Below are 23564 nucleotides of genomic sequence, written 5' to 3' on the forward strand. Positions count from 1 at the left end.
CGCCTCCGCCCTCCTGGCCCGGAGCATCACACCGGAGACGATGCGGCCGGGCTGGCCACAGGCAGTGCGGATGTCCCGGTCGGTCCTGCCGCACCGGCGACTGCTAGGCCGTGTCTGACAAATGATCACTCCGCCGGGTTGTGGCTGGCTTCAATTGCCTTGCTCCTATGGCTCTGACCAGGGATTCTGAGCCGGTGCCAGGGCAGTGGAAGAGAAAGCGGCGACAAGAGGCCGAGAGGCAGCGGCTTGCCGCTCGCACGGCGCCGGGCGTGGGACGATGGGAAGTGATCTTCGAGACTGTGGACAGTGCGGAGCTGGGCGTCCACCTGCGTCGCCTGCAGGAGGCAGGAACCGACGCGTCGATGATCCGGATCGAGACGCTGTGTGGCCGCCTGAAGTACCCGTCTGGGTATCGCCTGAGCCGGTTCGTGACGGACCCCGAGTGTGAGTCCGACAACGAGCACGCGGATGATTGATCTTGTGGCAGGTCGAGGTGAGTTGACGGACACGGCGTGGGAGCGGATAGCGCCCCTGCTGCCACAGGTGGATGGGCGTGGCCGGCCGTGGCGTAATCACCGGCAGGTGGTTAACGGAGTGCTATGGCGGCTTCGGACCGGTGCTCCGTGGCGTGATCTGCCCGAGCGTTACGGGCCGTGGCAGACGGTCTACGAGCGGTTCGCCCGCTGGGAGGCGGACGGGACCTGGGCGAAGCTGCTGGAGCACGTCCAGGTCCGCGACGACGCGGTGGGCCGGGTGGAATGGACCGTCGCCGTCGACCAACCGCGCTCATCAGCACGCGGCCGGCGCCCGCAAAAAGGGGACGCAGATGGGGACGAACTGGAAGACCCGGGCAGCTCACAGACGCGCCAAGCCCTCGGCCGGTCCCGAGGCGGGCTGACCACCAAGGTCCATCTTGCCGTCGACGGCCGCGGCCTGCCGCTGTCCATTGCGCTCACGCCTGGCAACGTCAACGACGCCACCACGTTCGTCCAGGTTCTCGACGGGATCCGCATCCCGCGCGCCATGACAGGCCGGCCGCGCACGACACCGGATCGCGTGCTGGGCGACAAGGCCTACTCCAGCAGGGCGATCCGCCACCTGCTACGGCGCCGGGGCATCGTCGCCACGATCCCCGAACGCCGAGACCAGGCCGCCAACCGCCGACGACGCGGAACCTCCGGCGGCCGGCCACCCGCCTTCGACCGGAACGCCTACCGCGACCGCAACGTGGTCGAACGATGCTTCGCCCGCCTGAAGCAGTTCCGCGCAATTGCCACCAGATTCGACAAACTCGCCGCTCGCTACCGGGCCGGACTCGTCCTGGCCTCCCTTGTCCTCTGGCTCCGCGAACCCACCAGGTGATCATTTGTGAGACACGGCCCAACCTCGGGCTTTCGTGAGTGAGCCTGTCCGGGTCTTGATCAAATAAGCGGAGAGTGCTTCTGACCTGCAACGATGGGACTTGTCTAGGGTCCTGTTGGCTGCACGGAAAGAAGCACTCTCCAGGTGAGTAAGCGTATCGGGTTGTACCCGCGTGTCCGTGTCGAGGGCGGTGGCAGCGGGACGGTCTCGCAGGCCGGCGCGGTGCTGTTGGTCGAGACGGTCCGCAAGTTGGGTCTGGACACCGCGATATCGACGGCGTTGGAGCCGTGGCGCGAACCGCGGACGGTGCATGATCCAGGCAAGATCCTTCTGGATGTCGCGCTCGGAGTCGCTCTGGGCGGGGACTGCCTCGCCGATGTCGCCATGCTGCGGGCCGAGCCCGACGTGTTCGGACCAGTGGCATCCGACCCGACGGTTTCACGGCTCATTGACGCCCTTGCCGCTGCCGGACCGAAGTCGCTCACCGCGATCCGGTCGGCTCGGGCGGAAGTACGCTCGCATGTCTGGGAACTGGCCGGGGCGAACGGTCCCGCCGCCGACGGCTCGGCGATCGTGGACATCGACGGCGTGCTCGTCCTTGCGCACTCCGAGAAGCAGGACGCCACCGCGACCTGGAAGAAGACCTTCGGTCATCATCCGCTCGTCGCGTCCGTCGACCACGGCCAGAGCGGGTCCGGGGAACCGGTGGCCGCGCTGCTGCGGCCCGGCAACGCCGGGTCCAACACCGCGAGCGATCACATCGAGACCACCCGCCTCGCCGTGGCTCAACTTCCCAAGCACCTGCGGCGGGGACGGCAGACGCTGATCCGCACCGACTCCGCCGGCGGGACCCATGCCTTCCTCGACTGGCTCTCCAAACCGGGCCGGTGGCTGTCGTATTCCGTCGGAATGACCATCACCGACGCCATCCACCAGGCCGTCCTGAAGATCCCGAAGAAGGCATGGACACCGGCCTACGACGCCGACGGCACCGAGCGGCCCGGCGCCTGGGTCGCAGAGATCACCGACATGCCCGACCTGACCACCTGGCCGAAAGGGATGCGGCTGATCGTCCGCAAAGAACGCCCGCACCCCGGAGCCCAGTTGCGCTTCACCGACCTCGACGGACTCCAGCTCACCTGCTTCGCGACGAACACCAAGGGCGGCCAGCTCGCCGACCTGGAACTACGTCATCGACGGCGGGCCCGCTGCGAGGACCGGATCCGAAACGCCCGCGACACCGGCCTGCGCAACCTGCCGCTGCACGACACCGCACAGAACCAGATCTGGCTGGAGATCGTCTCCCTCGCACTCGACCTCCTCGCCTGGATGCCGATGCTCGCCCTGACCAGCAAAACCCGCCGCTGGGAACCCAAGCGGCTCCGCCTTCGGCTGTTCTCCGCTGCTGCCCAGCTGGTCACCACCGGCCGCCGCCGCTGGCTCCGCTTCACCGCCCGATGGCCCTGGACGGATGTAATCACCCGCGCGATCCAGCGACTCGCAGCCCTGCCGAACCCCGGCTGACCAACCACTTCAACCGTCCCGACGAACCAGCAACATCCCGGAGCAGTGGAACCCGGCGCCCACCCGACGCGACAGCCGGGCCGCCAACCTGCCCCAGCCCACGAAATTCCGCACCTCGCAAGCACAGAGTCCCCATCAGCGAACCGACGAGGACCCATGAACGATCGAGGCTAAGGGTGCGGAGAGTTCCCGGTTTGGCCAACTGGGGATCTGCCGCTGCCTTTCGCCGCATGGCGTAGGGTTCGGGCGGTTGAGGGCCTTACTCCTTCGGCTGGCCCACCGTTGGCGGTCTGCGCTATGCCTTGAGCGCCTGGCGGAGAGTTCCTCGGCGATCCGGCCTTTCCTTCGGCCAGATCGCTTGCCCCGTCCACTCATTCGCCGCACGCTTGAAGCATGGCTTTTTCTGCGTCCGTGCCCGCCACACACAGTGGCTGGGCTGTAGGCATGCCGGGGCCGTTCGATACCGGTCCGCTGGAGCGAGTCCGGCGGGAGACGTCGGCTCCTGGCCCGGGGGAGCTGTTGTTGCGGGTGGAGGCGTGCGGTGTGTGCCGTACGGATCTGCATCTGGCCGAAGGGGACCTCGTACCGCACCGCCCGTCCATGATTCCCGGTCATGAGATTGTCGGCCGGGTCGAGGCCGTCGGCGAAGGGGTCGGCCTGTTCCGCGTCGGGGACCGGGTCGGCGGGGCGTGGCTTCGCGGCACCTGTGGGAGTTGTCGGTATTGCCGGGCCGGACGGGAAAACCTCTGCCCGCGGTCCGTCTACACGGGATGGGACGCGGACGGTGGTTTCGCCGAGACGGCCGTGGTTCCGGAGGCGTTCGCCTACTGGCTGCCGGAGGACCGGGAGGCGGAGCTGCTCGCCCCCCTGTTGTGCGGCGGCATCATCGGCTTCCGGGCGCTTCGGCGCAGCGCACTGCCCGAAGGCGGGCGGCTGGGGATCTACGGTTTCGGCGCTTCGGCGCATCTGGCCGCCCAGGTGGCTCTTGCCGAGGGCGCCACGGTTCATGTGCTGACCCGGTCGGAGCGGGCGCGGGCCCTCGCCCTGGAACTCGGTGCGGCTTCGGCGGGCGGCGCCTACGACCGGCCGCCCGAGCCGTTGGACTCGGCGATCCTCTTCGCCCCGGTGGGCGACCTCGTGCCGGTGGCGCTGGAGGCGCTGGACTGTTCGGGCACCCTCGCCGTCGCCGGTATCCATCTCTCCGACATTCCGGTGCTGAACTATCAGCGCCATCTGTTCCAGGAGAAGAATCTGCGCAGCGTCACCTCCAACACCCGGCAGGACGGGCGGGACTTCCTGGCGCTGGCCGAACGCGTCGGCATCCACGTCACGGTGAGCCCCTACCCGCTGAGCCGCGCCGACCAGGCACTCGCCGATCTGGCGGCCGACCGGGTGAACGGTGCCGCCGTTCTCCTGCCCGGCTGACAGCGCCTGTACCAAGCTCTGGGGGCGGTCTCCAACGGCTACCGCCGCGCAGGGTCACAGGTCTTCGCTGCCCATGCCGTCCGCTTCCTGGCCGCACCACCTCCGGTAGGCGGCCACGGCGGTCGGCAGCGTCGGGAAGATCAGCTCGGGGCCGACCGACTCGGTCAGCCCGTAGGCGTCCAGCGGGTCGCGCAGATCCTGCTTGACCCAGGCCATGGCGAACACGATGCCCCGCTCGGTCAGCTCCCGCCGCAGTTCCTCCACCGAGTCCAGCGCGGTGATGTCCACCTCCACATTCGCCTCGGTGTTGAGGACGAACCAGCACACGGGTTCGTCCTGCTCGTCCACGGCGGCCAGGGCCCGGTGCTTGAAATCCTCGGCGTTGGCGAAGAAGAGCGGGGAGTCGTAGCGGTAGACCAGCAGACCGGGGATGGTGCGCGCCTTCGGTGCGGCGCGCCCTGGTCAGATTTAAGAGTGGGATTTTGGAAGCCCTGTCGGGAGGGCTGGCTCGGCGAATGGTGGCGGCGAGCTAACTGGCGTCCGCGTAATCGTTAACGACGGAAAAGTCGTGACGGCATTTCCGTACTAGGTGAGCAACGAGTGAGGAAAAGCGTGATTCATCTCTCTTTCTATCTCCCGGAGTCGGGTTCAGCCTGGCGTAAGACCTGGGACGCCGCCAAGCAGGGCGATCCAGCTGCCGCCACAGAGATGGACCTCCGCTACAAGTACTTCGGGGCGAACTTCGAACTGGCAGTTGATGACACCGAGGTCGTCTCAAGGACGAGATTTGTGACGCTCGTCGACCTGGCCTTGTCCCTTTCTGGCGCGGCGAAGCGAATCTCGGTGGGTGAGGATGCTGCGTTCGGGTTTACGGAAAGCGATGAGGTTATTCAACTGCGCCAGGATGGCGATCTCATCGCGGTGAGCTCATCGAAACGTCCTGTGCAGGCATTCGTGGGGCGCGAGGAACTCGTACGAGAGATTCTCATTTTCCTGAGAGAGACACATTCTCGGCTGATCACTGAAATTCCTGGATTGTCTGCAAATCCAGTTATTCAGCGAATCCATCCGGAATGGGCCGCCTGTCTCGGAAGGAGTGAAGAATGAAATGCAGAGGCCCCGCTGGAGTGCTTGAGTTCTAGTGGTCGTCGCAACACCCCAGTTCAGGGGATGCAATGGACTTCAGGATTCGGGAGAGCCGGAAGCCTCAGGGGCGCGGGAGCCTGGTCCGTGAGCGGGAGGAATACTTCCGGCTCATGGACCAGGGCCTGACCAACACGGCAGCGTGTGAGCGCGTAGGCATCAATCGCAGGACCGGCAAGCGGTGGCGGCATGGTCGTGCCGCGTCCGGGGGGAACAAGGCCGCCAAGCCCGTGCGGCCGCCCCTGGTGCCCCAGGGCCCGTCTCGCTACCTGCGGGAGTCCGACCGCATCCACATCGCCGATCGGCTGCGGGAGAAGGCGTCCATCCGCGCCATCGCCGCCGAGCTGGACCGCAGTCCCTCAACGATCAGCCGGGAAATACGCCGCAACGGGACCCGGCCGCCAGGCTCCTCCCGCATCGCCTACCGGCCTCACGCCGCCCAGGCCCGCGCGAACGACCGCCGGCCCCGTCCGAAACCGGGAAAGATCGGCCAGAGCCACGAGCTGCGGAACTTCATCCAGGACCGTCTGGACCTACGGTGGAGCCCTGAGCAGATCTGCCAGGCCCTGCGCGCAGGCTTCCCCGACAGGCCGGAGATGCACGTGGTGCACGAGACCGTCTACCAGGCCCTCTACGTCCAGGGCCGCGGCGAACTGCGCCGTGAACTGGCACGGGCCCTGCGCACCGGACGTGTCCGGCGCAAGCACCGCCGTCAGGCCCAACAACGCCAGCCCCGTTTCCGCGACCCGATGGTGATGATCAGCGAACGTCCCGCCGAGGTTGCCGACCGCGCGGTGCCCGGACACTGGGAGGGCGACCTCATCATCGGCAAGGACAACGGCTCCGCCATCGGCACGCTCGTCGAACGCTCCACCCGATACGTGATGCTCCTGCACCTGCCCAACGGCCGGGGCACCGAAGCCGTCCGCGACGCGCTCGTCGCAACCGCACAGACCTTGCCGGCACACCTGAAACGGTCTCTCACCTGGGACCAGGGCAGCGAGATGGGCCGCCACCGAGAGTTCACCCTCGCCACCGACGTCCCGGTCTACTTCTGCGACCCGGCCAGTCCCTGGCAACGAGGCTCGAACGAGAACACCAACGGCTTGCTCCGCCAGTACTTTCCCAAGGGCACCGACCTGGCCTCCCACACGCGCGAATACCTCGACGCCGTCGCCGCTGAACTCAACGGCCGCCCACGCAAAACGCTCGACTGGGAAACCCCAGCCGAGCGCCTGCATAAACTACTCGCGGCCTGACCAACACGACCACGTGTTGCAACGACCCCTGGAATTCGCCGTGTTCCAGCGGGGCCTCTGTGGTCGTTTGACGGCAACGCCGACGGCAACGTCAGAGGACGATGGCTGCGGTGGGCGGGTCGTCCGGGGTGTCGGTCGGGCTGAGGATGCTGCCGAGGGTGTCAATGGCCTGGCGTTGGAGGCGAAGTCGGACGTGGGCGTAGACGCCGGCGGTGACGCCGATGTGGGCGTGGCCGAGGAGTTCTTTGATGACGACGAGGTCGACGCCCTGTTCCAGGAGCAGGGTGGCGGTCGAGTGGCGGAGGTCGTGGAAGCGGATGGTCCGGAGCCCGGCGCTGTGGAGGAGGCGGCGGAAGCGGCGAGTGAGGTTGGTGGGGTCGAGTGGTTTGCCCTTCGTGGTGGTGAAGACGAGTTTGTTGTCCGTCCAGCTCGTTCCGGCCACTCGGCGCTCTTCCCGCTGCTGTTCCTGGTGGATCTTTAGGGAGCTGAGGTACTCGGTGGGGAGGGCGATGCGGCGTTCGGAGGCGAGGGTCTTGGTGTTCAGGACGGTCAGGCCCTGGGTGCAGGTGCGCTGGAGGGAGCGGTGGATGGTGGCGGTGCCGCCGGTGAGGTCGAGGTCTTCCCAGTGGAGGCCGAGGAGTTCGCCTTTGCGGAGTCCGGTGCGCAGGGCGAGTTCGTACAGGGCGTTCAGCCGGTCATCGTGGGCCGCGTACAGGAGCTGCCGGGCTTCGGTGGCGGTGAGGGGCTGGAAGCGTCGGGGGCGGCGTGTGGTCGTCTTGACGTTGCGGGCGACGTTGCGGGGAAGTTCGTCTTCGCGGACGGCGTGTTTCAGGGCCGACTTGAGGACTGCGTGGACGTAGGTGACGGTCAGCGGGGAGAGTCGCTTGCCGCAGCACTGGCCGATGGCGCAGCAGGATCGCCGGACGGAGTCCCGGTTCTGGGCGCAGCACTGGCAGGTGGTGCGGAGTCCGTCGAGGAAGGTGCGGACGTCGCGGGTGGTGAGCCGGGCGAGCTTCTTGGTGCCGAGGCCGAGGCCGGGGTTGAGGTGGAGGCGGATGGAGGCGGCGTAGCGGGTGTGGGTGTTTTCCCGCAGGTGGTGAACGGCGACGCCGTCCAGCCAGTACGCGAGATAGGCGCTCACGGTGCTGTCGGCTGCGGCGATGGGGAGACCGCGGTTGCTGGCGGCGATCTTCTCGGTGAGCTTGGACAGGGCCTCCTTGCGGGTGGTGCCGTAGACGCGGACGCGCTTGCGGGTGTTGCCGGGCGCGAGGACGTATCCGGCGGCTTCCCAGCGTCCGTCCTTGCGCTGGTAGACGGTTCCGTCGCCGTTCGCACGGGCGCGGGAGCGGCGGGGAGGGGCGTGGTCATCAGGCGGCTTCCTGTTCCAGGCGGGTGCGGATGAAGTCGGTGAGGGCGTGCGTGGGGATGCGGCGGGCACGGCCGAGGGTGATCGAGGCGAGCTGGCCGGTGCGGAGCAGGTCGTAGACGGCGGAGCGGCCGAGCTGGAGGCGGGCCATGACCTGGGGCACCGTGAGCAGCTCCAGCGCCGGGGCCCTCTCCGTGTGGAGGACGGCGAGCGGGAGCGAGGTCATCAACAGCCCTCTTCGGCGGCGAACTGCCGTTCCAATTCCTTGCGGTGCCAGACGCCGGCGGCGAGGAGGGCGGCGCCGGGGCTGTAGCCCGAGCCGAGGTAGTCCCAGTGGCCGACGACGAGCGTGGTTTCCGGGTCGTGCTCGGGGAGGCCGGCGTGGGTGCGGGCCTGTTCGGTGCGCCAGCTGCGGCGGGCCTCGCGCAGCGCGCCGAGGGTGGTGGAGTAGCGGCGGGACTTGGTGGAGAAGTGGCCCCGGAAGCCGAGCATGTGCGCCCACTTCCAGAGCTTGAGGCCGGTGAATTCCGGCAGCCTGCCCAGGTCCCAGCAGGTGCGGATCATCTGCCGGACGTGGCGGGCGACGGCGAGGCGGGGCAGGGGGCGGGCCTGTCCGGTGCCGTAGCAGGCGGTGCAGGGGAGCGGGGTGCCGTGGGGCAGAAGGGTGGCGCCGCGTCCCTGGCAGGGGCGGTAGAACAGGGAGTGGTCGAGGGTGCCGGAGGCGTCGGCGGACTTGGTGGCGTACTTGGCCACGTAGGCGGCGATCTCGCGCACGTCGAGCTGTGTGCCCCAGGTGAGTTCGCGCTCGCCGATCGCGTCCGACGCGACGGCCACTCGGACCCGGAGGGCTGCGGCCCGGATGGCGTCGGTGAGCACGGCGGCGGTGGCAGACGGGGGATGAGGTGACTCCCGTGGTGTGGACACTCTGACAATGGATCTTGTAGGTCCGAGGAAGGGTGTCCTGGTGGGACGGAAGTCTCCATATCCGGTGGAGTTCAGGAACGACGCGGTGGCTTTGTACCGCGCGGGGGGCGGGAAGCGGGCGTGTGCGGCTGTCGCCGCGGACGTCGGGGTGACCGGCGAGACGCTGCGCAGTTGGGTCCGGCAGGCCGACGAGGTCGCCGGCCGTGGGCAACAACCAGGCAGTGGGAGCACAGCCAGGCCGTGGGAACGTACGGCTGGCGCGGGTGGGGCAGGACCAGCAGGGCCTGACGGCCCGGCGTGATGCGCTGCCATCGGGCGCCGATCTCGCGACGGCGAGCAGCCATGCGCGGATGTGCCCGCGCACTGAATCACCCGAGCGGGCCAGTGAGCGGACGGAGTTGCGTGTCCGAGTCACGGGAACGCGCGCCGCTGCCTGATCTTGTGTTCCTCTCGTATGACCGGTCGGCCCTATCCGTAGCCGGAAAGTCGCTTTTCAGTGCATCCGAACGTCTCCCAGCACGGAATGAGGAGTGGGCGTGCGCCGAACCCGCCGACCGGAGGACGTTGTGATGCTGCGAAGCCGGGCCAAGGGGCAGTCCTTTTCCCAAGACCACCCGCGTTCGGAGACAGAGGCGATGGACGGTGCCGCTCACGCCGGTCGGGGCCGCTACCCGGTGCACGACGGTGCCGGGCCACCGCACGGTGCCATTGGCTTGGTGGACCAGGACGTAGCTGGAGCTGTCCTGCGCACAGCACGGGCTGTCCTGTGCGAGAAGCTCGATCAGGCCTACGCGATCGACGCCGTCTTCTCCCGGGACGTCGCCGAACGCCTCGCCGGCTTCACCCTCGGCGGGGGGAGTCGCATGCGCTCCCAGTTCATCTGGTGGGGCATGCGTGCGACCACTGCGGGCTCACAGGCCGTGGACGTCGAGCCCGCGCTGCGCCTGGGGGTGGCGGTCGAACTCGTCCAGACGTGTGCGCTGGTCCAGGACGACGTGATGGACGGTTCGTCGTTGCGCCGGGGCCGCCCCGCCGTGCATGTCGACTTCGCGGAGAGCCCCGGCCTTTCATGCGGCCCGAAGCTGCGGGAATCATTCGGTAGATCCGCTGCCGTGCTCCTCGGTGACTTGGCTCTCGCCTGGGCAGACGACACCGTCGCGGAGACGACAATGCGCCCAGCGACCAGGCAGCGCGTGTCAGCGGTCTGGCAGGCGATGAGAACCGAGATGGTGGCCGGGCAGTACCTCGACCTGCACGGGCAGGTCACCGGCACACGGTCCGAGGCCCGCGCCCTGCGAACGGCATACCTGAAGAGCGCCCTGTATTCGGTTGCCCGTCCACTGGCGTTGGGAGCTGCTCTGGCCGGTGCTGCGGCGGACGCCACTCGTGCGTTGTCGGCGGCCGGCCGTTGCGCCGGCCTCGCCTTTCAGATCCGCGACGATCTGCTGGGTGTCTTCGGTGACCCCGGCAAGACCGGTAAGCCTTCGGGTGGCGACATCCGCGAGGGCAAGCCGACCTGCCTGATGGCTGTGGCCCGGTCGCGAGCCGGAACCAGCAGAGCGCGTGCCGTTCTCGACGACGCCCTGGGCCGGGCCGATCTCTCGGACGAAACCCTGACCGACGTGCGCGACGTACTCGTGACCACCGGGGCCTGCGCCGAGATGGAGGACAGAGCCGATCGGCTCATGAAGCACGCAGCACGCCATCTGGCCGAGGCCGCCGTGGAGCCGTACGCCGGAAACCGCCTGCTCGGCCTGTTCGAAAGCGTCACCGGAGCCGGCACGACGCCATCGGCAGAAGCGAGGGCCGAGCCCGGCCCGGCCCTGCCGACGGGCCCCTCCTCGCGATCTGGCGCAACCGGCCCGGCAGAAGGGGGCACAGCCCGGTGATGACTGTGAAGGGCCCCGTCAACCACGTGGTGGTGGTCGGTGCCGGGCTGGCGGGCCTGTCCGCCGCTCTTCATCTGCTCGGTGCCGGACGGCAGGTCACCGTGGTGGAGCGAGACTCCTTGCCCGGCGGAAGAGCCGGGCTGCTGGAGCGCGGCGGCTACCGCATGGACACCGGACCGACCGTGCTGACCATGCGGGATCTGGTCGAGGAGGCATTTGCGGCCGTCGGCCACACTCTGGCTGGCCGACTGGAGCTGATCCCTCTGCACCCCGCCTACCGGGCACGGTTCGCCGACGGGACGCAACTGGACGTGCACACGGAAGCGGCGGCCATGGAAGCCGCGGTCGAGCAGTTCGCGGGCGCCAGGGAAGCGGTTGGCTACCGCAGACTGCGGGCCTGGCTGACGCGCCTCTACGCGGTACAGATGCGCCGGTTCATCGACACGAACTTCGACTCCCCGCTCCAGCTCCTCCACCCCGACCTGGCCCGGCTCGCCGCCCTCGGAGGCTTCGGACGGCTCGACGCGCGCGTCGGACACTTCATCAAGGACGAGCGGCTGCGCCGGGTCTTCACCTTCCAGGCCCTGTACGCGGGTGTGCCCCCGGCCCGCGCGCTGGCCGCCTACGCCGTCATCGCCTACATGGACACCATCGCAGGGGCCTATTTCCCGCGAGGCGGCATGCACGCACTGCCGAGGGCGATGGCCCGCTCGGCGACCGAGGCGGGCGCCGCATTCCACTACGGGCACACCGTCACCCGTTTGGAGCGTTCCGGAGAACGGATCACCGCCGTCGTCACCGACCAGCAGCGCATCGCCTGCGACGCCGTCGTCCTGACGCCGGATCTGCCCGTCAGCTACCGATTGCTCGGCCGCAGCCCCCGCCGCCCCCTTGCTCTGCGCCACTCGCCGTCCGCGGTAATCCTGCACGCGGGAACCGACCGCACCTGGCCCAGCCTCGCCCACCACACCATCTCGTTCGGTGCGGCCTGGAAAGAGACCTTCCGTGAACTCACCCACGGATCCCTGATGTCGGACCCCTCCCTGCTCATCACCCGTCCCACCGCAACGGACCCGGATCTCGCTCCGCCCGGCAAACACCTCCACTACATCCTGGCGCCGTGCCCGAACACGGACGTCGGACCAGGCACCCGCGAGTGGCGGCAACTGGCACCCCACTACCGCGACACCTTGCTCACCACGCTCGAACAGCGCGGAATGGCTGGGCTGGGCTCCGCGATCGAGGAGGAGGGCCTGGTCACCCCCATCGACTGGACCGCCCAGGGACATGCGGCCGGCACACCCTTCTCCGCCGCCCACACCTTTCCCCAGACGGGGCCCTTCCGCCCGCGCAACCTCGTACGGGGCACCGAGAACGCCGTGCTCGCCGGCTCCGGCACCACGCCGGGCGTCGGCGTGCCCACCGTACTCATCTCGGGAAAGCTGGCCGCAGAGAGGATCACCGGTCCGCGCTCCGGCCGACCTTGTCCACGTCCCCCCTCTCGAAGGGCAGGCCCGCATGACGCCTCGTGAACTCGACGCGGCAGGCATCCACGAGCCCGCCCTGCGCGCCGCGTACACGGCGTGCCGCCGGCTCAACGCACGGCACGGCAAGACGTACTTCCTCGCGACCCGGCTGCTCCCGGTCGAAAAGCGCCCAGCAGTCCATGCCTTGTACGGCTTCGCCCGGTGGGCCGACGACATCGTGGACGATCTTGACAACGCTGCCACCCCCGATGAACGCGCCCACGCGCTGCGCCGTCTCCAGGAACTCCTCGACGACGGCCTGCGCGGCGGCACCTCCACAGAGCCCGTCATCCGGTCACTGATCCACACAGCTGCCGTCCACGACATCGACCACCGTCACTTCGTCGCCTTCATGGCCTCGATGCGCAGCGACCTGACGGTGACCGGGTACGCCTCCTACAAGGAACTGGGCCGCTACATGTACGGGTCGGCCGCCGTGATCGGTCTTCAGATGCTGCCGGTGCTGGGTACCGTCGGTCCGCGGGACGAGGCGGCCCCGTACGCGGCCGCCCTGGGCGTAGCCTTCCAGCTCACCAACTTCCTCCGGGACGTGGGGGAAGATCTCGACCGCGGCCGGCTCTATCTGCCGACCGATCTGCTGGCCGCGCACGGAGTGGACCGGGACTACCTCGAATGGAGCAGGGCCACCGGCCGGCGCGACGCCCGCATCACCCGGGTCATGCAAGCGGCCGCCGCTCACAACCGCGGTGTCTATCGCGACGCGCTCCCCGGCCTCGCCCTGCTCGCGCCCCGCTCACGCCCGTGCATCCGTACCGCGTTCATCCTCTACAGCCGCATCCTCGACGCGATCGAGGACGACGGCTACGCCGTCCTGCACCGACGGGCAGTGGTCCCTCGCCTGAACCGGGCGGCCGTGGCCCTCGACGGACTGGTACGGGCCCTGGCCACCAGGGCCGGAGCGGGTGTCGGCCGCACCTCGCCGGCCCGCCCCGCGACGACCGCCGCGTCGGCGCCCGAGACCCTGGCCCGACACGTCCGCGAGGAGGTGGCATGACCCGCAGCCGCCGTACCGCACGGAACCGGATCCCCCTGCGGCTGCGCCGCGCGGCCGTCACGTGGGACCGGCAACCGCCGACCTGGCGCGACGCCAGGCCCGGTGTCATCGCGGACGCGCTGAAGCGTGCACTGGGCCGGCCTTCCGGTAACTGGTACGTCCTCGGGGCGTCCCGTGCCGTCACGGCCGAGCGGTCGATCGGACGGACCGTCGGTGGCAGCGAAGTGGTGGCCTGGCGCGATTCCTCGGGCCGTCTGCGCGCCGGACCGGGCGCGTGCCCGCACCTCGGGGCACCGTTGCGCGACAGCCCCGTCCGGTGCGGCACCCTGGTCTGTCACTGGCACGGACTCGCCCTGAGCGGTGAGCCGTTCGCCGGCTGGGAGCCCTATCCGGCCTTCGACGACGGAGTTCTCGCCTGGGTGCGTCTCGACCACGTCGGCGGTGAGACCCCGCTGGAGCGGCCGGTCGTCCCACCCCGCCCGGAGGCGGGGGACACCGTCGACTCCGTGTATGAAGGTGTCGGCGTCTGCGAGCCGGAAGACGTGGTGGCCAATCGCCTCGACCCGTGGCACGGCGCCTGGTTCCATCCGTACTCATTCGTCGACCTGACGGTGACCAGTACGCCTTCCGGTGGGGACGAGGGGGAGGAGGACGGGTTCGCCGTCGACGTGTCCTTCAAGATCGTGGGGCGCGTCGTGGTACCGGTGCGTGCACTCTTCACCGCGCCGGAACCACGCACCGTCGTTATGCACATCACGGAGGGCGAGGGCCGGGGTTCCGTGGTCGAATCCCATGCCACGCCGCTGGGGCCCGACCTCATGGACAGGCCCCGGACCGCGGTGACGGAGGCGCTCCTGGCCGCCTCCGACCGTCGCGGTTTCGCCGTTGCCCGCGCGGCAGCCCCGCTGCTCCGCCCGCTCATACGGGCCTCCGCCGGACGGCTGTGGCGGGACGACCTCGCGTACGCCGAGCGGCGTTGGGAATTGCGCAGCAGCGGCCGCTTCCCGGGCTGACCGTGCTACCCGCCCGTTCCGTCGGCCTATGGGACGGCGCGGGACGGGACTGCGGCCGGACGAGGCCCAGCCTCCGCCGTACGCCTCACCAGGTGCCGAGTCCGGCCAGCCCGCGCAGCACCGCGGAGCGGCCGGCCTGCGGCACCGTCCACAGCGTCTGACCGCGCACTCCCCAGCGCTCCAACAGCGCGTTGGCCGCGAGGAATCCGCTTGTCGCGGCACGCTCCATCAGCGCCACCGGAAGCTCCGTGCGGACCAGGTCCCCGGCCACCGTCACGGTGGGGTCGGGCGTGCGGACGCCAGGCCGGTGCGGGTAACCGCCGACCGTGAAGAGCGGGCAGTCCGCGCGCCATTCGTGCCGTACGTCCACCACCCGGGCGCTGCGCGTCTCCGGGTAGACCCGGTGGAGCTGTTCGATCGCCGCCGTCTGCACCCCGGCACGGTCCGCGTCCGGGAAGACCGCGTAGGCGTGCAGTTCGAGCACCGAGCCCCGGTGACGGCGCGCCCAACGGGCAGCCTCGCCCTCCCATCGGTCCAGCACACTGACGTTGTCGAGCGGGGGATAGCCGCTGGTACCGAGGAAGCCTGGGCGGTCCGGCGCCACCGGACGGTCCAGCCAGAGCCGCGAGACGAGGAACGGTGGTGCTGTCCTGAGACCGTCCACCTTCGCACGCCAGGAGGCGTCGCCCAGTCCGGGCGATGCTGCCACGGCCTTCCGTAGTCCGTCGGTGTCGAGGGCCAGGACCAATGTGTCGTGGCGCCTCGTCCGGCCGTCGGCGGTGACATCGTGCCCACCGCCCACCAGGGGTGTGACGTTCTCCACCGTCGATCCCGTGCGTACCTGCGCGCCGTGCCCCTCCAGATACCGCCGCAACGGTTCCCACAACGCCTGCGGGAACGGCTCGTCCGGCACATCGAAGAGGAGTCCCTCGCTGGAACCGAGAAAATAGATGTGAAACATCAACACCAGCTCCGCGGCCGACAGTTCTCGCGGATCGGCGAAGAAGCTACGGGAGAACACCTCGAAGGCCAGATGATGGGCGGCCTCCGGAAACCGGATGCGCATCAGGAAGTCATGCGCGCTGACCTCGTCGAGCTGCTCGTACACCTCGGGCACGCGCACGTCCAACAGGGGCAGCGCGGCCCGCGGCCTCATCCGGACCAGGTCGCGCCGGCCGAAGGTGGGGCTGAGCGCGACGAAACCCAGGACGCTGAACGGCGGAGTGCGCGGCACCCGCGCGAAGCTGTCGTACAGACCCGCGCTGTGCCGCAGCGGATAGTCGGGCAGCCCGGTCAGCGTGCGCAGTCCCGGGTCAACCCGGCGCAACAAGCCGCGCAGGTTGTAGTACTGACGGAAGAAGGCGTGAAAGCCACGGCTCATGGTGACCGTGGTCCCGTCGGCGATTTCGGTGGGCCAGCCCGCAAGCCGCCCGCCGAGACCCAGCTCACGCTCGTACAGCGTCACCTGCGCACCGCGCTCGGCCAGCACCGTCGCTGCGGAGAGTCCCGCGATGCCACCGCCGATCACGGCCACCGAGGGTGCGTCACTGGTGAAACGGTCACGACCGCCGGGTCCGCGGAGTATGACGGCCTTCCGGTCGCGGCCGCGGCGGTGGCCGTCCGTAGCGGACCTTGCGTACCTCATGTCCGCTCCCGTACGGCGCTCGGTGCCTGGGCGACGATCGTATGGGTGATGCCCGTCTGCCAACCGGGCAGCGGCAGGACCCGCACGTGACCGAATGCGCGGCGTCGTACCCGGGCGGCGAAATCGGCGGCCGAGTCGAACTCCAGCACGCTGCGGCACAGGTGACGGTAGAGGGCCGCGTCTCCGGTGAGCCGCCCGGCCGGGATCACCACCGCGCCGCAGACCGCCGACCACACCGCCCGGTGCATACGGCCGGAGCCGAGCGTGTACTCGTGCACGGCCAGCCGCCCGGCCGGGACGAGCAGCTCACGGACCACATCGAGCACCTGGTCCGGGTCGCTCACATTTCGGAAGAGGTATGCGGCGAACACGGCGTCGAAGCGGCCGTTCACCTGCGAGGGGTGCATGGCCTCCGCCGATGCGTGCACGAAGGTGACGTTCGCCGGCCAGCGCTTGGCCGAGGCACGCTTGAGCATGCCCGCCGACGCGTCCACCGCGACGATCTCCGCATCCGGCGCCGCCGTCAGGAGCGCGGCGGTCGACGTTCCCGTTCCGCAGCCGAGATCCAGCAGGCGCAGGCCCCGGCCGCCGCCCGTCAGCCCGAGTCTGCGCGCGGAGCGCCGCAGGTCGCGGCGGTAGCCGGGATTGACCGCGGTGAGCCGGTCGTAGGCGAGGGAGCCGTGGTCGAATGCGGCGGACAGGTCGTCGTCACGCAGCAGTATCATGGGTCGCTCGTTTCCTGATCAGGAGGCGTACGGGTAGGAGCGCTGGGAATTGGCCACGGCAGCGCTCCGGTCGGCGCCTGCCGCTTCGGCCTGAAAGGGAGTTCGACGACGGTGCGAAGCATCGGGGCGACCGGCGTGCGCAGTCCGACCAGGACGTCCTCGTATCTGCGCGACGTACCGTCCAGGAACCGCAGCAGCCGTTCTCCCGGGACTGTGCGGAAGAGGCCGGAGAAGAACTCGCCACCATCCACCCGGCCGCTGTCCACCGCCCGCAGCATCACTGCGTCCATGGCGCGCGGCCACACTCCGTAAGGCGATGCCACCCGCAGCCGGCTTCCGCTGCGTACCTGCGCGGCGATGGTCCGGCTCTGGCGCTGGACAGCGGCGAACGTATACCCGGTCGACGGACGGGTGGCCCCGCCCGCCGTCCCGATGCGGAAGACCGACCGGCCGACCCGCACCGGGAAACGTCCGTCGGTCATCGGAATGACGCCCCGCTCCACAGCGGTCACCCGATGGGCTCCGATGCCCAGCACATCGTGGGTGTAGTGACGTAACGCCCGCTCATATCCCTGCGCGTCCAGGACTGCACGCGAAAACTGCGTGTACTCGACCAGGGCGCTGCGCTGTCCCATCGGGAGCACGTAACCGAATGACAGGCCCTGCGGCGGCTGCGGAGTGCGGAAGTCCATCAGATCCGCCGTAGCTGGATCGAACACCGGCCGGTCGGCCTCGACGAACCAGCCCGTGAAGTGCTGCAGCAGTGTGGTGCGCGCCGCCGGCAGCCGGCTGGGCGGCCTCGAATCGAAGACGTATCTCCCGTGCAGCAGGATCCGCTCGCCCCGGGCGTCGCGTGCGACGACCCGGCCACCGCCCCCGGGCGCGTCCCCGACCTCGGTCACCGTCGCCTCCAACCGGCGAAAGCCTGCTGCGTGCGACAGCCGCCGCTGGACCAGCGACTCGAAGGCGTTCGAGCAAAGCATCTTGTAGCGGAACGGATCGGGGCACATCACGGTTTCCACCCCGTCTGGGCCTGTCACGCGCAACCGCTCCCAGGAAGCGGACAACACGTCGTCGTACGCGCCACCGGCGGCCTCCCAGAAGCACCACGTGCGAGGCGGCGGTCGCAACGGTCCTGCGGGCGCGTCGACGAGGACAACCGACACGGGGGCACCATCCGTCGGCGCGCACAGCTGATGGGCCAGCGTCAGCCCGGCCGCCCCGGCGCCCACGATGACGACGTCCGGCTGAAGCACGCGGCGCCTTTCTCTCGAACGGGTGTCGGTACAGCAATCCTGCGGTCCAGGGAGAGCCGCCTGTCTGATGGAGATACTTCCGCAGGGGACAGCACGGCGGATGCGTGCGACGCGCGCACGACGTGCAATCGTGCCTACCGATCGCGAGCACTGCCTCTCCTCGTTGCTGCATCCGAGGTGGCCGTGGGGACGAAGTGTCAAAAGGCATCACCGCACCAGCGGAACCCAGCCCCTACCTGAGAGACATCACGCGTGCACGCACTGACTGGCTCGTCATCCGGCACCGCTTCCTGGTACTCGGAGTCTGGCTGCTCCTGGCCGCGGTGGGCGGCTACGCCGCACCGAAGGCGACCGCTGCCCTGAGCTTCGAGTTCGGACTGCCGGACCAGCCCGGCTACGAGGCGAACGAGCAGTTGGTGGAGCACTTCGGTTCCGGCGGATCGAACGCACCCGTCCTGCTGGTCGTCGGTGACGGAGATGCCCGTGTCCAGCGGTCGGTGGCGGCACCTCTGGTCGCGGATGTGCGGCGCACGGTGCCCGGCGCACGTGTGGCCTCGTTCGGCGACGAATCTGCGCTGCTGTCCCGCGACGAGCGCACCGGCATCATCCTGGTCTACCCCCGACCGCTGCCCGGCCAGGACCCCTATGCCCGCGCCCTGCCGGCCTTGGCGAAAGTCGCTGCGCGGTCCGGTGAGACGGTGCGGGTGACCGGGCGGGACGCCTTGCAGGCAGACGGCGGCGGTGGCGGTGCCGGGGTGCTCGCCGTGACGCTGTTCGGCGGCGTGGGCGCACTGATCGTCCTGCTGGTGGTGTTCGGATCTGCCCTCGCGCTGATGCCGCTGCTCATAGCCGCCGCGTCCATCCTCACCACGTTCCTGATCGTGTGGGGCCTGACGGGTGTCACCGACACCTCGTTCATCGTCCAGTACCTGCTCGCCCTGAGGGTGGCAACCGCAACGACGTCACCCAGCTCCTGCCCCTGATCCACGCTGTGCCGCCGATCCGCGGCAAGCGCGGACGACCCCGTCAGCGCCCCGACGTCCTCTACGCCGAGCGCGGTTACGACCACAACGTCTACCGCCGCCAGGTCCGTGAGCTGGGCATCCGCCCGCTCATCGCCCGGCGCGGCACCGAGCACGGAAGCGGCCTGGGCAAGAACCGCTGGGTCGTCGAAGCGGCCTTCGCACTTCTGCACTGGTTCCGCCGACTGCGTATCCGCTGGGAAATCCGCGCCGACACCAGGCCTTCCTCCCCCTCGGCTGCGCAATCATCTGCTGGCGGCGCCTCAAAAAACAGTGCTGATCTGAGCCCTCAGCCCGAACCGCCGACCAGTGCCTCGCCGAGCGGAGTACGCCGGTAGAGCACCGACCGTCCGGACCGGGCGCGGACCAGCAGCCCCGCACCCCGAGGATGGCGAGGTGGTCTCCTACCGCGCCGGGTGCCATGGCGAGGCTTCGGGCGAGGTGGCTGGTACTGGCCGGGGCGTCCAGCGCCAACAGCAGCCGGGCCCGGGCCCGGCCGACCAGAACGGTCAGCGCGTCCGGTTGGGGGACGGTCTCCTGTTCGCCCCACAGGGCGGCGGTGCCGCGGGCACGATAGACCAAGGTCCTGGGCCAGGGGTCTTCCAGGTGGGCGGCGACATTCCCAACGAAGACCGAAGGGATCAGCAGGAGCCCGTCGCCGGCGAGGCGGACTGTTCCGCCTCGGAAGAAGCCGACCTCGATACCGCCGGCGCGCCAGGCGATGCCCGGGTGCAGGCTCTCGATGGTCGTGGCCCAGCCGTGTTCGCCGATCACACCCACCCGGTGCACGACATCGCGCTCACAGATCGCGCGCAGTTGCGGCCAGTCCGCGGCAAGCAGTTCGTGCCACGCCTGGTCCATCGCCTCGGCGATCCTGGAGACGGCGTCCGGTGAGTCCAGCACTGCGATACTGCGATGTGTGCACGGTGCCCGAGTGGAACGCGGACGGGACCGTACTGAGCACCATTGATCTCGATCTCGATGTTGTGCGGGCTCATGGCGGAGAAGCCTGTGTCCAGGACGAGGACGAGTTCGACGAACACCGAGTGCTTTACGGCTACCCCGACGACCTCATCAACAAGGCCCGACGGACCTGCGAGTGGTTGATGGAGGCGGGCCGTCGCAGTGGAGATGGCGTCGAACCTTTCGCCTCGGTGTACCGCCGCTGGCTCGGTCTCATCGGGTAGTCGGTGCCAGCGCCGGATGGCCTTCCCCGAGCAGTACAGCAACCCAGCGCCAGAGGTTAAATAACAAGCTCAGGGGCCGAAGAACCCGGCACTGTGGCCTCGGGCGAGTTCGCATAATGCGAGGTCGGTCATCTGCGCCCCTGCTCGTGGGTGCTATGGCCTGGCTGAGATGCGCCGGAGCTCGAGGGCACTACGGTCGGATGGACTGAACCGATGGGCGGTTCGCCGTGCCGGGCAAGCCCTGCTGATTCGGAGTGCGTTTCGTGATCCCCCTTTCGCTCGAAGCCGTCGCGACCGCCGTCGGCGGTCGCCTGTGCGACGTGCCGGACCCGTCCGTGCTGATGACCGCGTCCGCCGTCGTCGACTCGCGCACGGTCGAGCCCGGTGGTCTGTTCGCTGCGCTTCCCGGTGAGCACACCGACGGGCACGCCTTCGCCGCGAACGCCGTGAAAGCCGGTGCGGTGGAGGTTCTGGCCGCTCGCCCCGTCGGTGTCCCGGCCGTGGTCGTCGACGACGTGCTGGACGCGCTCGGCGCACTGGCGCGCACCGTGCGGCGACGGTGTTCGGACTGACCGGATCGTCGGGCAAGACCAGCACGAACGATCTGATCGCCCAGGTCCTCCCCGAGCTCGGCCCGACGATCGCCACGGTCAAGTCGTTCAACGGCGAGATCGGCATGCCGCTGGCGGTGACCCACCTGGACCAGGGGGTGCGCTACATCGTGCTCGAGATGGGCGCCCGCGGCATCGGCCACATCACCCACCTGACCCGTATCGCCCCGCCGTCGGTCGGCCTGGTCCTCAACGTGGGAACCGCCCACGTCGGCGAGTTCGGCGGCCGAGAGCAGATCGCCCAGGTCAAAGGCGAGCTCGTCGAGGCGCTCCCGGCGGACGGCCTGGCGATCCTCAACGCGGACGATCTGCTGGTCGCCGCCATGGCTTCGCGTACCTCCGCCCGCGTGCTCACCTTCGGTGTCGACAACGATGCCGACGTACGGGCCTTGGCCGTCGCCGTCGACGCCTCCGGCCGGGCGTCGTTCACCCTCGCGGCCGCTGGCACCAAGGCGAAGGTCGCTCTGTCCCTTCACGGCGTGCATCACGTGTCGAACGCGCTGGCTGCCGCCGCTGTCGCGATCGGGCTGGGCGCCGGCGTGGAGAAGACGGCGGCCGCGCTGTCCCGCGCGGTCCTGGTCGCTGAGCAACTCGGCAACGGTGCCCTGTCCCGGACCTGGTTGACCAAAGCGAGGCGCAGACATCGGCGCCTCGCTTTGGTCAACCAGGTCAGTGGCCTGGCCGCACGGAGACGACGATGTCCTTGTCCGTGTTGCGGGTAATGAAGAGGCCGGAACCGTCCGGTGTGGTCAGGTAGGGGACCTCGGTGCCGACGCTGAGAACCTTCGGGTCCCCGGTCACCGTCCGGAGGTTGAGCTGGGCCGGGACGGGTTCGGTGTCGCTGCCGATCGAGTCGTCGCGGACGGCGCCGTACGCGGTGCCGTCGTCGCGGATGGAGGCAAGGACGATGGTCTTGCGGTTCCCGTCGCCCTGGAGGCAGATGCCCCGCTTGCTCTGCAGGTCGAACGCGAGCGGGCCGGCGGCCAGGTAGCGTCCGTCGGGTGAGGTGACGACGGGGAAGTCGCGGCTGGAGCTGGTCTCATCGGGGATGTCGTAGTCGCAGACGACCTGGGCGGTGAGCGTGCCGGTACGCAGATCGTGCACGGACCACACGGCGTCGTCGTCCCGGCCGTACCTGCCGCCGGTGTTCCAGCCCGCCAGCACGTGGCCTCGGGCGGCTGCGTAGACGGTGCCGTTCCACGAGTCGACGATGCCGGTGGTGGCGTTTACCTGCTTGGGCCGGATGGAGTCGCTGAACCACTTCCCTGGGATGCCGAAGCCCCCGCCGCCCATGCCCACCAGCGGCCCCTCGGGGGTGGCGGCCATGACGCGGCTGCTGTTGCACGCGGCCGCCTGCTCGCACTGCGGCAGCAGCTTGTTGGCGTCCTCGTAGACGGTCGTCTTGCCTGTGGCGGCATCCACTGCGGCCGAGGTGCGCGGGAACGCACCGCTCTCGCCCCAGGCCACGAGCAGCCTGCCGCCCGCTGCCTGCACGCGGATCTTGCCGGGGCCAGCGGAGACGGGGACGTCGATCTCCCGCACCGGCTTGACCGAGGACCCGGAAGCATCCGCCGGGTAGAGGGCCAGGCGTACCACCTCGACACCCTCGTGGAGATCGTCCTTCCCGCGCATGCCGTGGGCGTAGGCGACGATGTAGCGCTGGCCGTCCTGCTCGAAGCCCATCACATCAGGGATCTCGGCGGCCTCGCCAGTCGTGCTGTCGCCCTGGGCGCCCTCGACTGGGGTGGGCGGGTTCCACGGCGCTGACCTCCAGGCGGCCTTGTCGCTGCTGCCCGACCGCGCGGTGACCGTGTAGCCGTTGGAGGCCACCTGCATCACCGCGACCGTCTGCGTGCCCGGAACGGTCGTCACCGGCAGCGTCGTCACCGACCCTGGAACCCACGCCAGCTTCTCGTCCCAGCCCTTCGCCGCGTCGTAGGCCGACGGTACGCTCAGCTTGACCAGCGGCTCGGAACGATCAAGTGGGCCCGGACCGCCATCCTTGGACGAGCCGGCATCCGACGCGGAGCCCGAGCAGCCCGTCAACACCGTCAGCATCAGTGCCCCGGCCACTGCCGTACGCGATCGCATGATCCCCCACTCGTCCTTGCCATGATCCGGTCAGCACCGAACCTCAACAACGCGCCTCGAGCGCTCCGGCCCCGTGAGACGCATGATCAGGCCAGCTTCTGTGGACACTGGCCGAATCGGCCACACGCGCCTCCCGGCGATTCGGCGAACCTACGGAAGGGAGCCCGCCAGGCGCCCCAGGTACGCGGCGGCGGCCTGCTCGCCGACGTGGCGGCGGATCGCGTCTCCGGGCTCGAAGGCGAGGGGACCGTTCGCCTCGTGGCGGCGGCGCGCCTCGGCGACGACGTCGGCGAGGGAGAACTTGTGCGTGAAGCGGTGTCCGATCCGCTGCTCGACGTCGACGTACGCGGCCGGGGTGTCCAGCTTCCACAGCCAGCACAGGCGGGTGGCCTCGAAGAGGACCTCGAACGGCGCCAGGATGCAGTACGTGCAGCTCAGACGGGGGATGGAGGTCTCGTAGACGGGGTGGTACTCCAGGGTCCGGGAGGCGATGTGCTCCTAGATGTCCGCCTCGGAGAGCAAACACGGCGTGCCAGGTCAGGACGAGCCGGCGCTGGGTGCTGGCCCGCGTGTCGATGGCC

Annotated in this window: 21 protein-coding genes and 4 pseudogenes; 16 read left to right on the forward strand and 9 right to left on the reverse strand. The window is 69.4% G+C overall.

Features of this window, described 5'->3' with window-relative positions; all coding sequences use genetic code 11:
- Nucleotides 1-284 precede the first annotated feature (284 nt).
- The 4 genes from OG322_RS35165 (at nucleotide 285) to OG322_RS35180 (ending at nucleotide 4311) form a co-directional block, all read left to right on the forward strand.
- A complete protein-coding gene (locus OG322_RS35165) occupies nucleotides 285-476 on the forward strand; it encodes a hypothetical protein (RefSeq protein ID WP_260147308.1) in 192 nt (63 codons plus the stop codon).
- The gene (locus OG322_RS35170; protein WP_329307445.1) at nucleotides 469-1362 is read left to right on the forward strand and encodes an IS5 family transposase; all 894 of its coding nucleotides are present in this window, start codon (nucleotides 469-471) and stop codon (nucleotides 1360-1362) included. Before OG322_RS35165 ends, OG322_RS35170 begins: the two co-directional genes overlap by 8 nt.
- A gap of 144 nt (nucleotides 1363-1506) precedes the next feature.
- A complete protein-coding gene (locus OG322_RS35175; RefSeq protein WP_329307446.1) occupies nucleotides 1507-2886 on the forward strand; it encodes an IS1380 family transposase in 1380 nt (459 codons plus the stop codon).
- 444 nt (nucleotides 2887-3330) lie between these two features.
- Nucleotides 3331-4311, forward strand: coding sequence for a zinc-binding alcohol dehydrogenase family protein (locus OG322_RS35180; protein WP_241200461.1), 981 nt, complete (start codon nucleotides 3331-3333; stop codon nucleotides 4309-4311).
- Between the two features lie 54 nt (nucleotides 4312-4365).
- On the opposite strand, the pseudogene OG322_RS35185 reads toward OG322_RS35180, so the two are convergent.
- Nucleotides 4366-4758 (reverse strand): annotated as a pseudogene (locus tag OG322_RS35185) (STAS domain-containing protein); the annotation flags it as partial.
- A gap of 165 nt (nucleotides 4759-4923) precedes the next feature.
- On the opposite strand from OG322_RS35185, the gene OG322_RS35190 reads away from it, so the two are divergent.
- Nucleotides 4924-5418, forward strand: coding sequence for a hypothetical protein (locus OG322_RS35190; protein WP_329307447.1), 495 nt, complete (start codon nucleotides 4924-4926; stop codon nucleotides 5416-5418).
- A 68-nt stretch (nucleotides 5419-5486) separates the two neighbouring features.
- Nucleotides 5487-6713, forward strand: coding sequence for an IS30 family transposase (locus tag OG322_RS35195; protein ID WP_329307448.1), 1227 nt, complete (start codon nucleotides 5487-5489; stop codon nucleotides 6711-6713).
- Between the two features lie 91 nt (nucleotides 6714-6804).
- Here OG322_RS35195 and OG322_RS35200 read toward each other — a convergent pair whose 3' ends face one another.
- The 3 genes from OG322_RS35200 to OG322_RS35210 are packed head-to-tail and all read right to left on the reverse strand — an operon-like array spanning nucleotide 6805 to nucleotide 9003.
- On the reverse strand, nucleotides 6805-8151 hold the full coding sequence (locus tag OG322_RS35200; RefSeq protein ID WP_329307449.1) for a tyrosine-type recombinase/integrase: 1347 nt from the start codon (nucleotides 8149-8151) through the stop codon (nucleotides 6805-6807).
- Nucleotides 8081-8305 carry a helix-turn-helix domain-containing protein gene (locus tag OG322_RS35205; RefSeq protein WP_124287031.1) on the reverse strand — a complete coding sequence of 75 codons (225 nt, stop codon included), beginning with the start codon at nucleotides 8303-8305 and terminating at the stop codon, nucleotides 8081-8083. Before OG322_RS35205 ends, OG322_RS35200 begins: the two co-directional genes overlap by 71 nt.
- A complete protein-coding gene (locus tag OG322_RS35210; RefSeq protein ID WP_443066573.1) occupies nucleotides 8305-9003 on the reverse strand; it encodes a replication initiator in 699 nt (232 codons plus the stop codon). Before OG322_RS35210 ends, OG322_RS35205 begins: the two co-directional genes overlap by 1 nt.
- Nucleotides 9004-9043: 40 nt before the next feature.
- Here OG322_RS35210 and OG322_RS35215 point away from each other — a divergent pair.
- The 5 genes and pseudogenes from OG322_RS35215 to OG322_RS35235 form a co-directional block, all read left to right on the forward strand.
- A pseudogene (locus OG322_RS35215) lies at nucleotides 9044-9271 on the forward strand (transposase); the annotation flags it as partial.
- 448 nt (nucleotides 9272-9719) lie between these two features.
- Nucleotides 9720-10892, forward strand: a complete 1173-nt coding sequence (locus OG322_RS35220) for a polyprenyl synthetase family protein (RefSeq protein WP_329307450.1) — start codon at nucleotides 9720-9722, stop codon at nucleotides 10890-10892.
- A complete protein-coding gene (locus OG322_RS35225) occupies nucleotides 10889-12424 on the forward strand; it encodes a phytoene desaturase (protein ID WP_123467382.1) in 1536 nt (511 codons plus the stop codon). The genes OG322_RS35220 and OG322_RS35225 overlap by 4 nt, the downstream gene beginning before the upstream one ends.
- Complete coding sequence (locus OG322_RS35230) at nucleotides 12411-13433, forward strand: phytoene/squalene synthase family protein (protein ID WP_123467380.1); 1023 nt, start codon at nucleotides 12411-12413, stop codon at nucleotides 13431-13433. The genes OG322_RS35225 and OG322_RS35230 overlap by 14 nt, the downstream gene beginning before the upstream one ends.
- Nucleotides 13430-14446, forward strand: coding sequence for a DUF5914 domain-containing protein (locus OG322_RS35235; protein ID WP_123467378.1), 1017 nt, complete (start codon nucleotides 13430-13432; stop codon nucleotides 14444-14446). The genes OG322_RS35230 and OG322_RS35235 overlap by 4 nt, the downstream gene beginning before the upstream one ends.
- An 85-nt stretch (nucleotides 14447-14531) precedes the next feature.
- On the opposite strand, the gene OG322_RS35240 is transcribed toward OG322_RS35235, so the two are convergent.
- The 3 genes from OG322_RS35240 to OG322_RS35250 are packed head-to-tail and all read right to left on the reverse strand — an operon-like array spanning nucleotide 14532 to nucleotide 18072.
- Complete coding sequence (locus OG322_RS35240; RefSeq protein WP_124286287.1) at nucleotides 14532-16091, reverse strand: NAD(P)/FAD-dependent oxidoreductase; 1560 nt, start codon at nucleotides 16089-16091, stop codon at nucleotides 14532-14534.
- Complete coding sequence (locus OG322_RS35245; RefSeq protein WP_124286288.1) at nucleotides 16088-16816, reverse strand: methyltransferase domain-containing protein; 729 nt, start codon at nucleotides 16814-16816, stop codon at nucleotides 16088-16090. The genes OG322_RS35240 and OG322_RS35245 overlap by 4 nt, the downstream gene beginning before the upstream one ends.
- Nucleotides 16813-18072, reverse strand: a complete 1260-nt coding sequence (locus OG322_RS35250) for a lycopene cyclase family protein (protein ID WP_123467372.1) — start codon at nucleotides 18070-18072, stop codon at nucleotides 16813-16815. Before OG322_RS35250 ends, OG322_RS35245 begins: the two co-directional genes overlap by 4 nt.
- A 416-nt stretch (nucleotides 18073-18488) precedes the next feature.
- On the opposite strand from OG322_RS35250, the gene OG322_RS35255 reads away from it, so the two are divergent.
- On the forward strand, nucleotides 18489-19055 hold the full coding sequence (locus OG322_RS35255; protein WP_241200494.1) for an MMPL family transporter: 567 nt from the start codon (nucleotides 18489-18491) through the stop codon (nucleotides 19053-19055).
- A pseudogene (locus OG322_RS35260) lies at nucleotides 18950-19374 on the forward strand (transposase); the annotation flags it as partial. The gene OG322_RS35255 and the pseudogene OG322_RS35260, both read left to right, overlap by 106 nt.
- Nucleotides 19375-19383: 9 nt before the next feature.
- On the opposite strand, the pseudogene OG322_RS35265 reads toward OG322_RS35260, so the two are convergent.
- Nucleotides 19384-20018, reverse strand: a pseudogene (locus tag OG322_RS35265) (winged helix-turn-helix domain-containing protein); the annotation flags it as partial.
- A gap of 2 nt (nucleotides 20019-20020) precedes the next feature.
- Here OG322_RS35265 and OG322_RS35270 point away from each other — a divergent pair.
- From OG322_RS35270 to OG322_RS41750, 3 genes are all read left to right on the forward strand, one after another.
- Entirely contained in the window at nucleotides 20021-20281 is a 261-nt protein-coding gene (locus OG322_RS35270) for a DUF402 domain-containing protein (protein ID WP_164494561.1), read from the forward strand.
- Between the two features lie 263 nt (nucleotides 20282-20544).
- Entirely contained in the window at nucleotides 20545-20853 is a 309-nt protein-coding gene (locus tag OG322_RS41745; RefSeq protein ID WP_443066574.1) for a Mur ligase domain-containing protein, read from the forward strand.
- Nucleotides 20841-21614 (forward strand): Mur ligase family protein, encoded by a 774-nt coding sequence (locus tag OG322_RS41750; protein ID WP_443066575.1) that lies wholly within the window; start codon nucleotides 20841-20843, stop codon nucleotides 21612-21614. The genes OG322_RS41745 and OG322_RS41750 overlap by 13 nt, the downstream gene beginning before the upstream one ends.
- Here the strand turns inward: OG322_RS41750 and OG322_RS35280 are convergent.
- The gene (locus OG322_RS35280) at nucleotides 21562-22983 is read right to left on the reverse strand and encodes a hypothetical protein (RefSeq protein ID WP_124286290.1); all 1422 of its coding nucleotides are present in this window, start codon (nucleotides 22981-22983) and stop codon (nucleotides 21562-21564) included. The two genes, OG322_RS41750 and OG322_RS35280, sit on opposite strands and share 53 nt — an antisense overlap.
- Nucleotides 22984-23564 lie beyond the last annotated feature (581 nt).

The organism is Streptomyces sp. NBC_01260 (assembly GCF_036226405.1).
Lineage (GTDB): Bacteria > Actinomycetota > Actinomycetes > Streptomycetales > Streptomycetaceae > Streptomyces > Streptomyces laculatispora.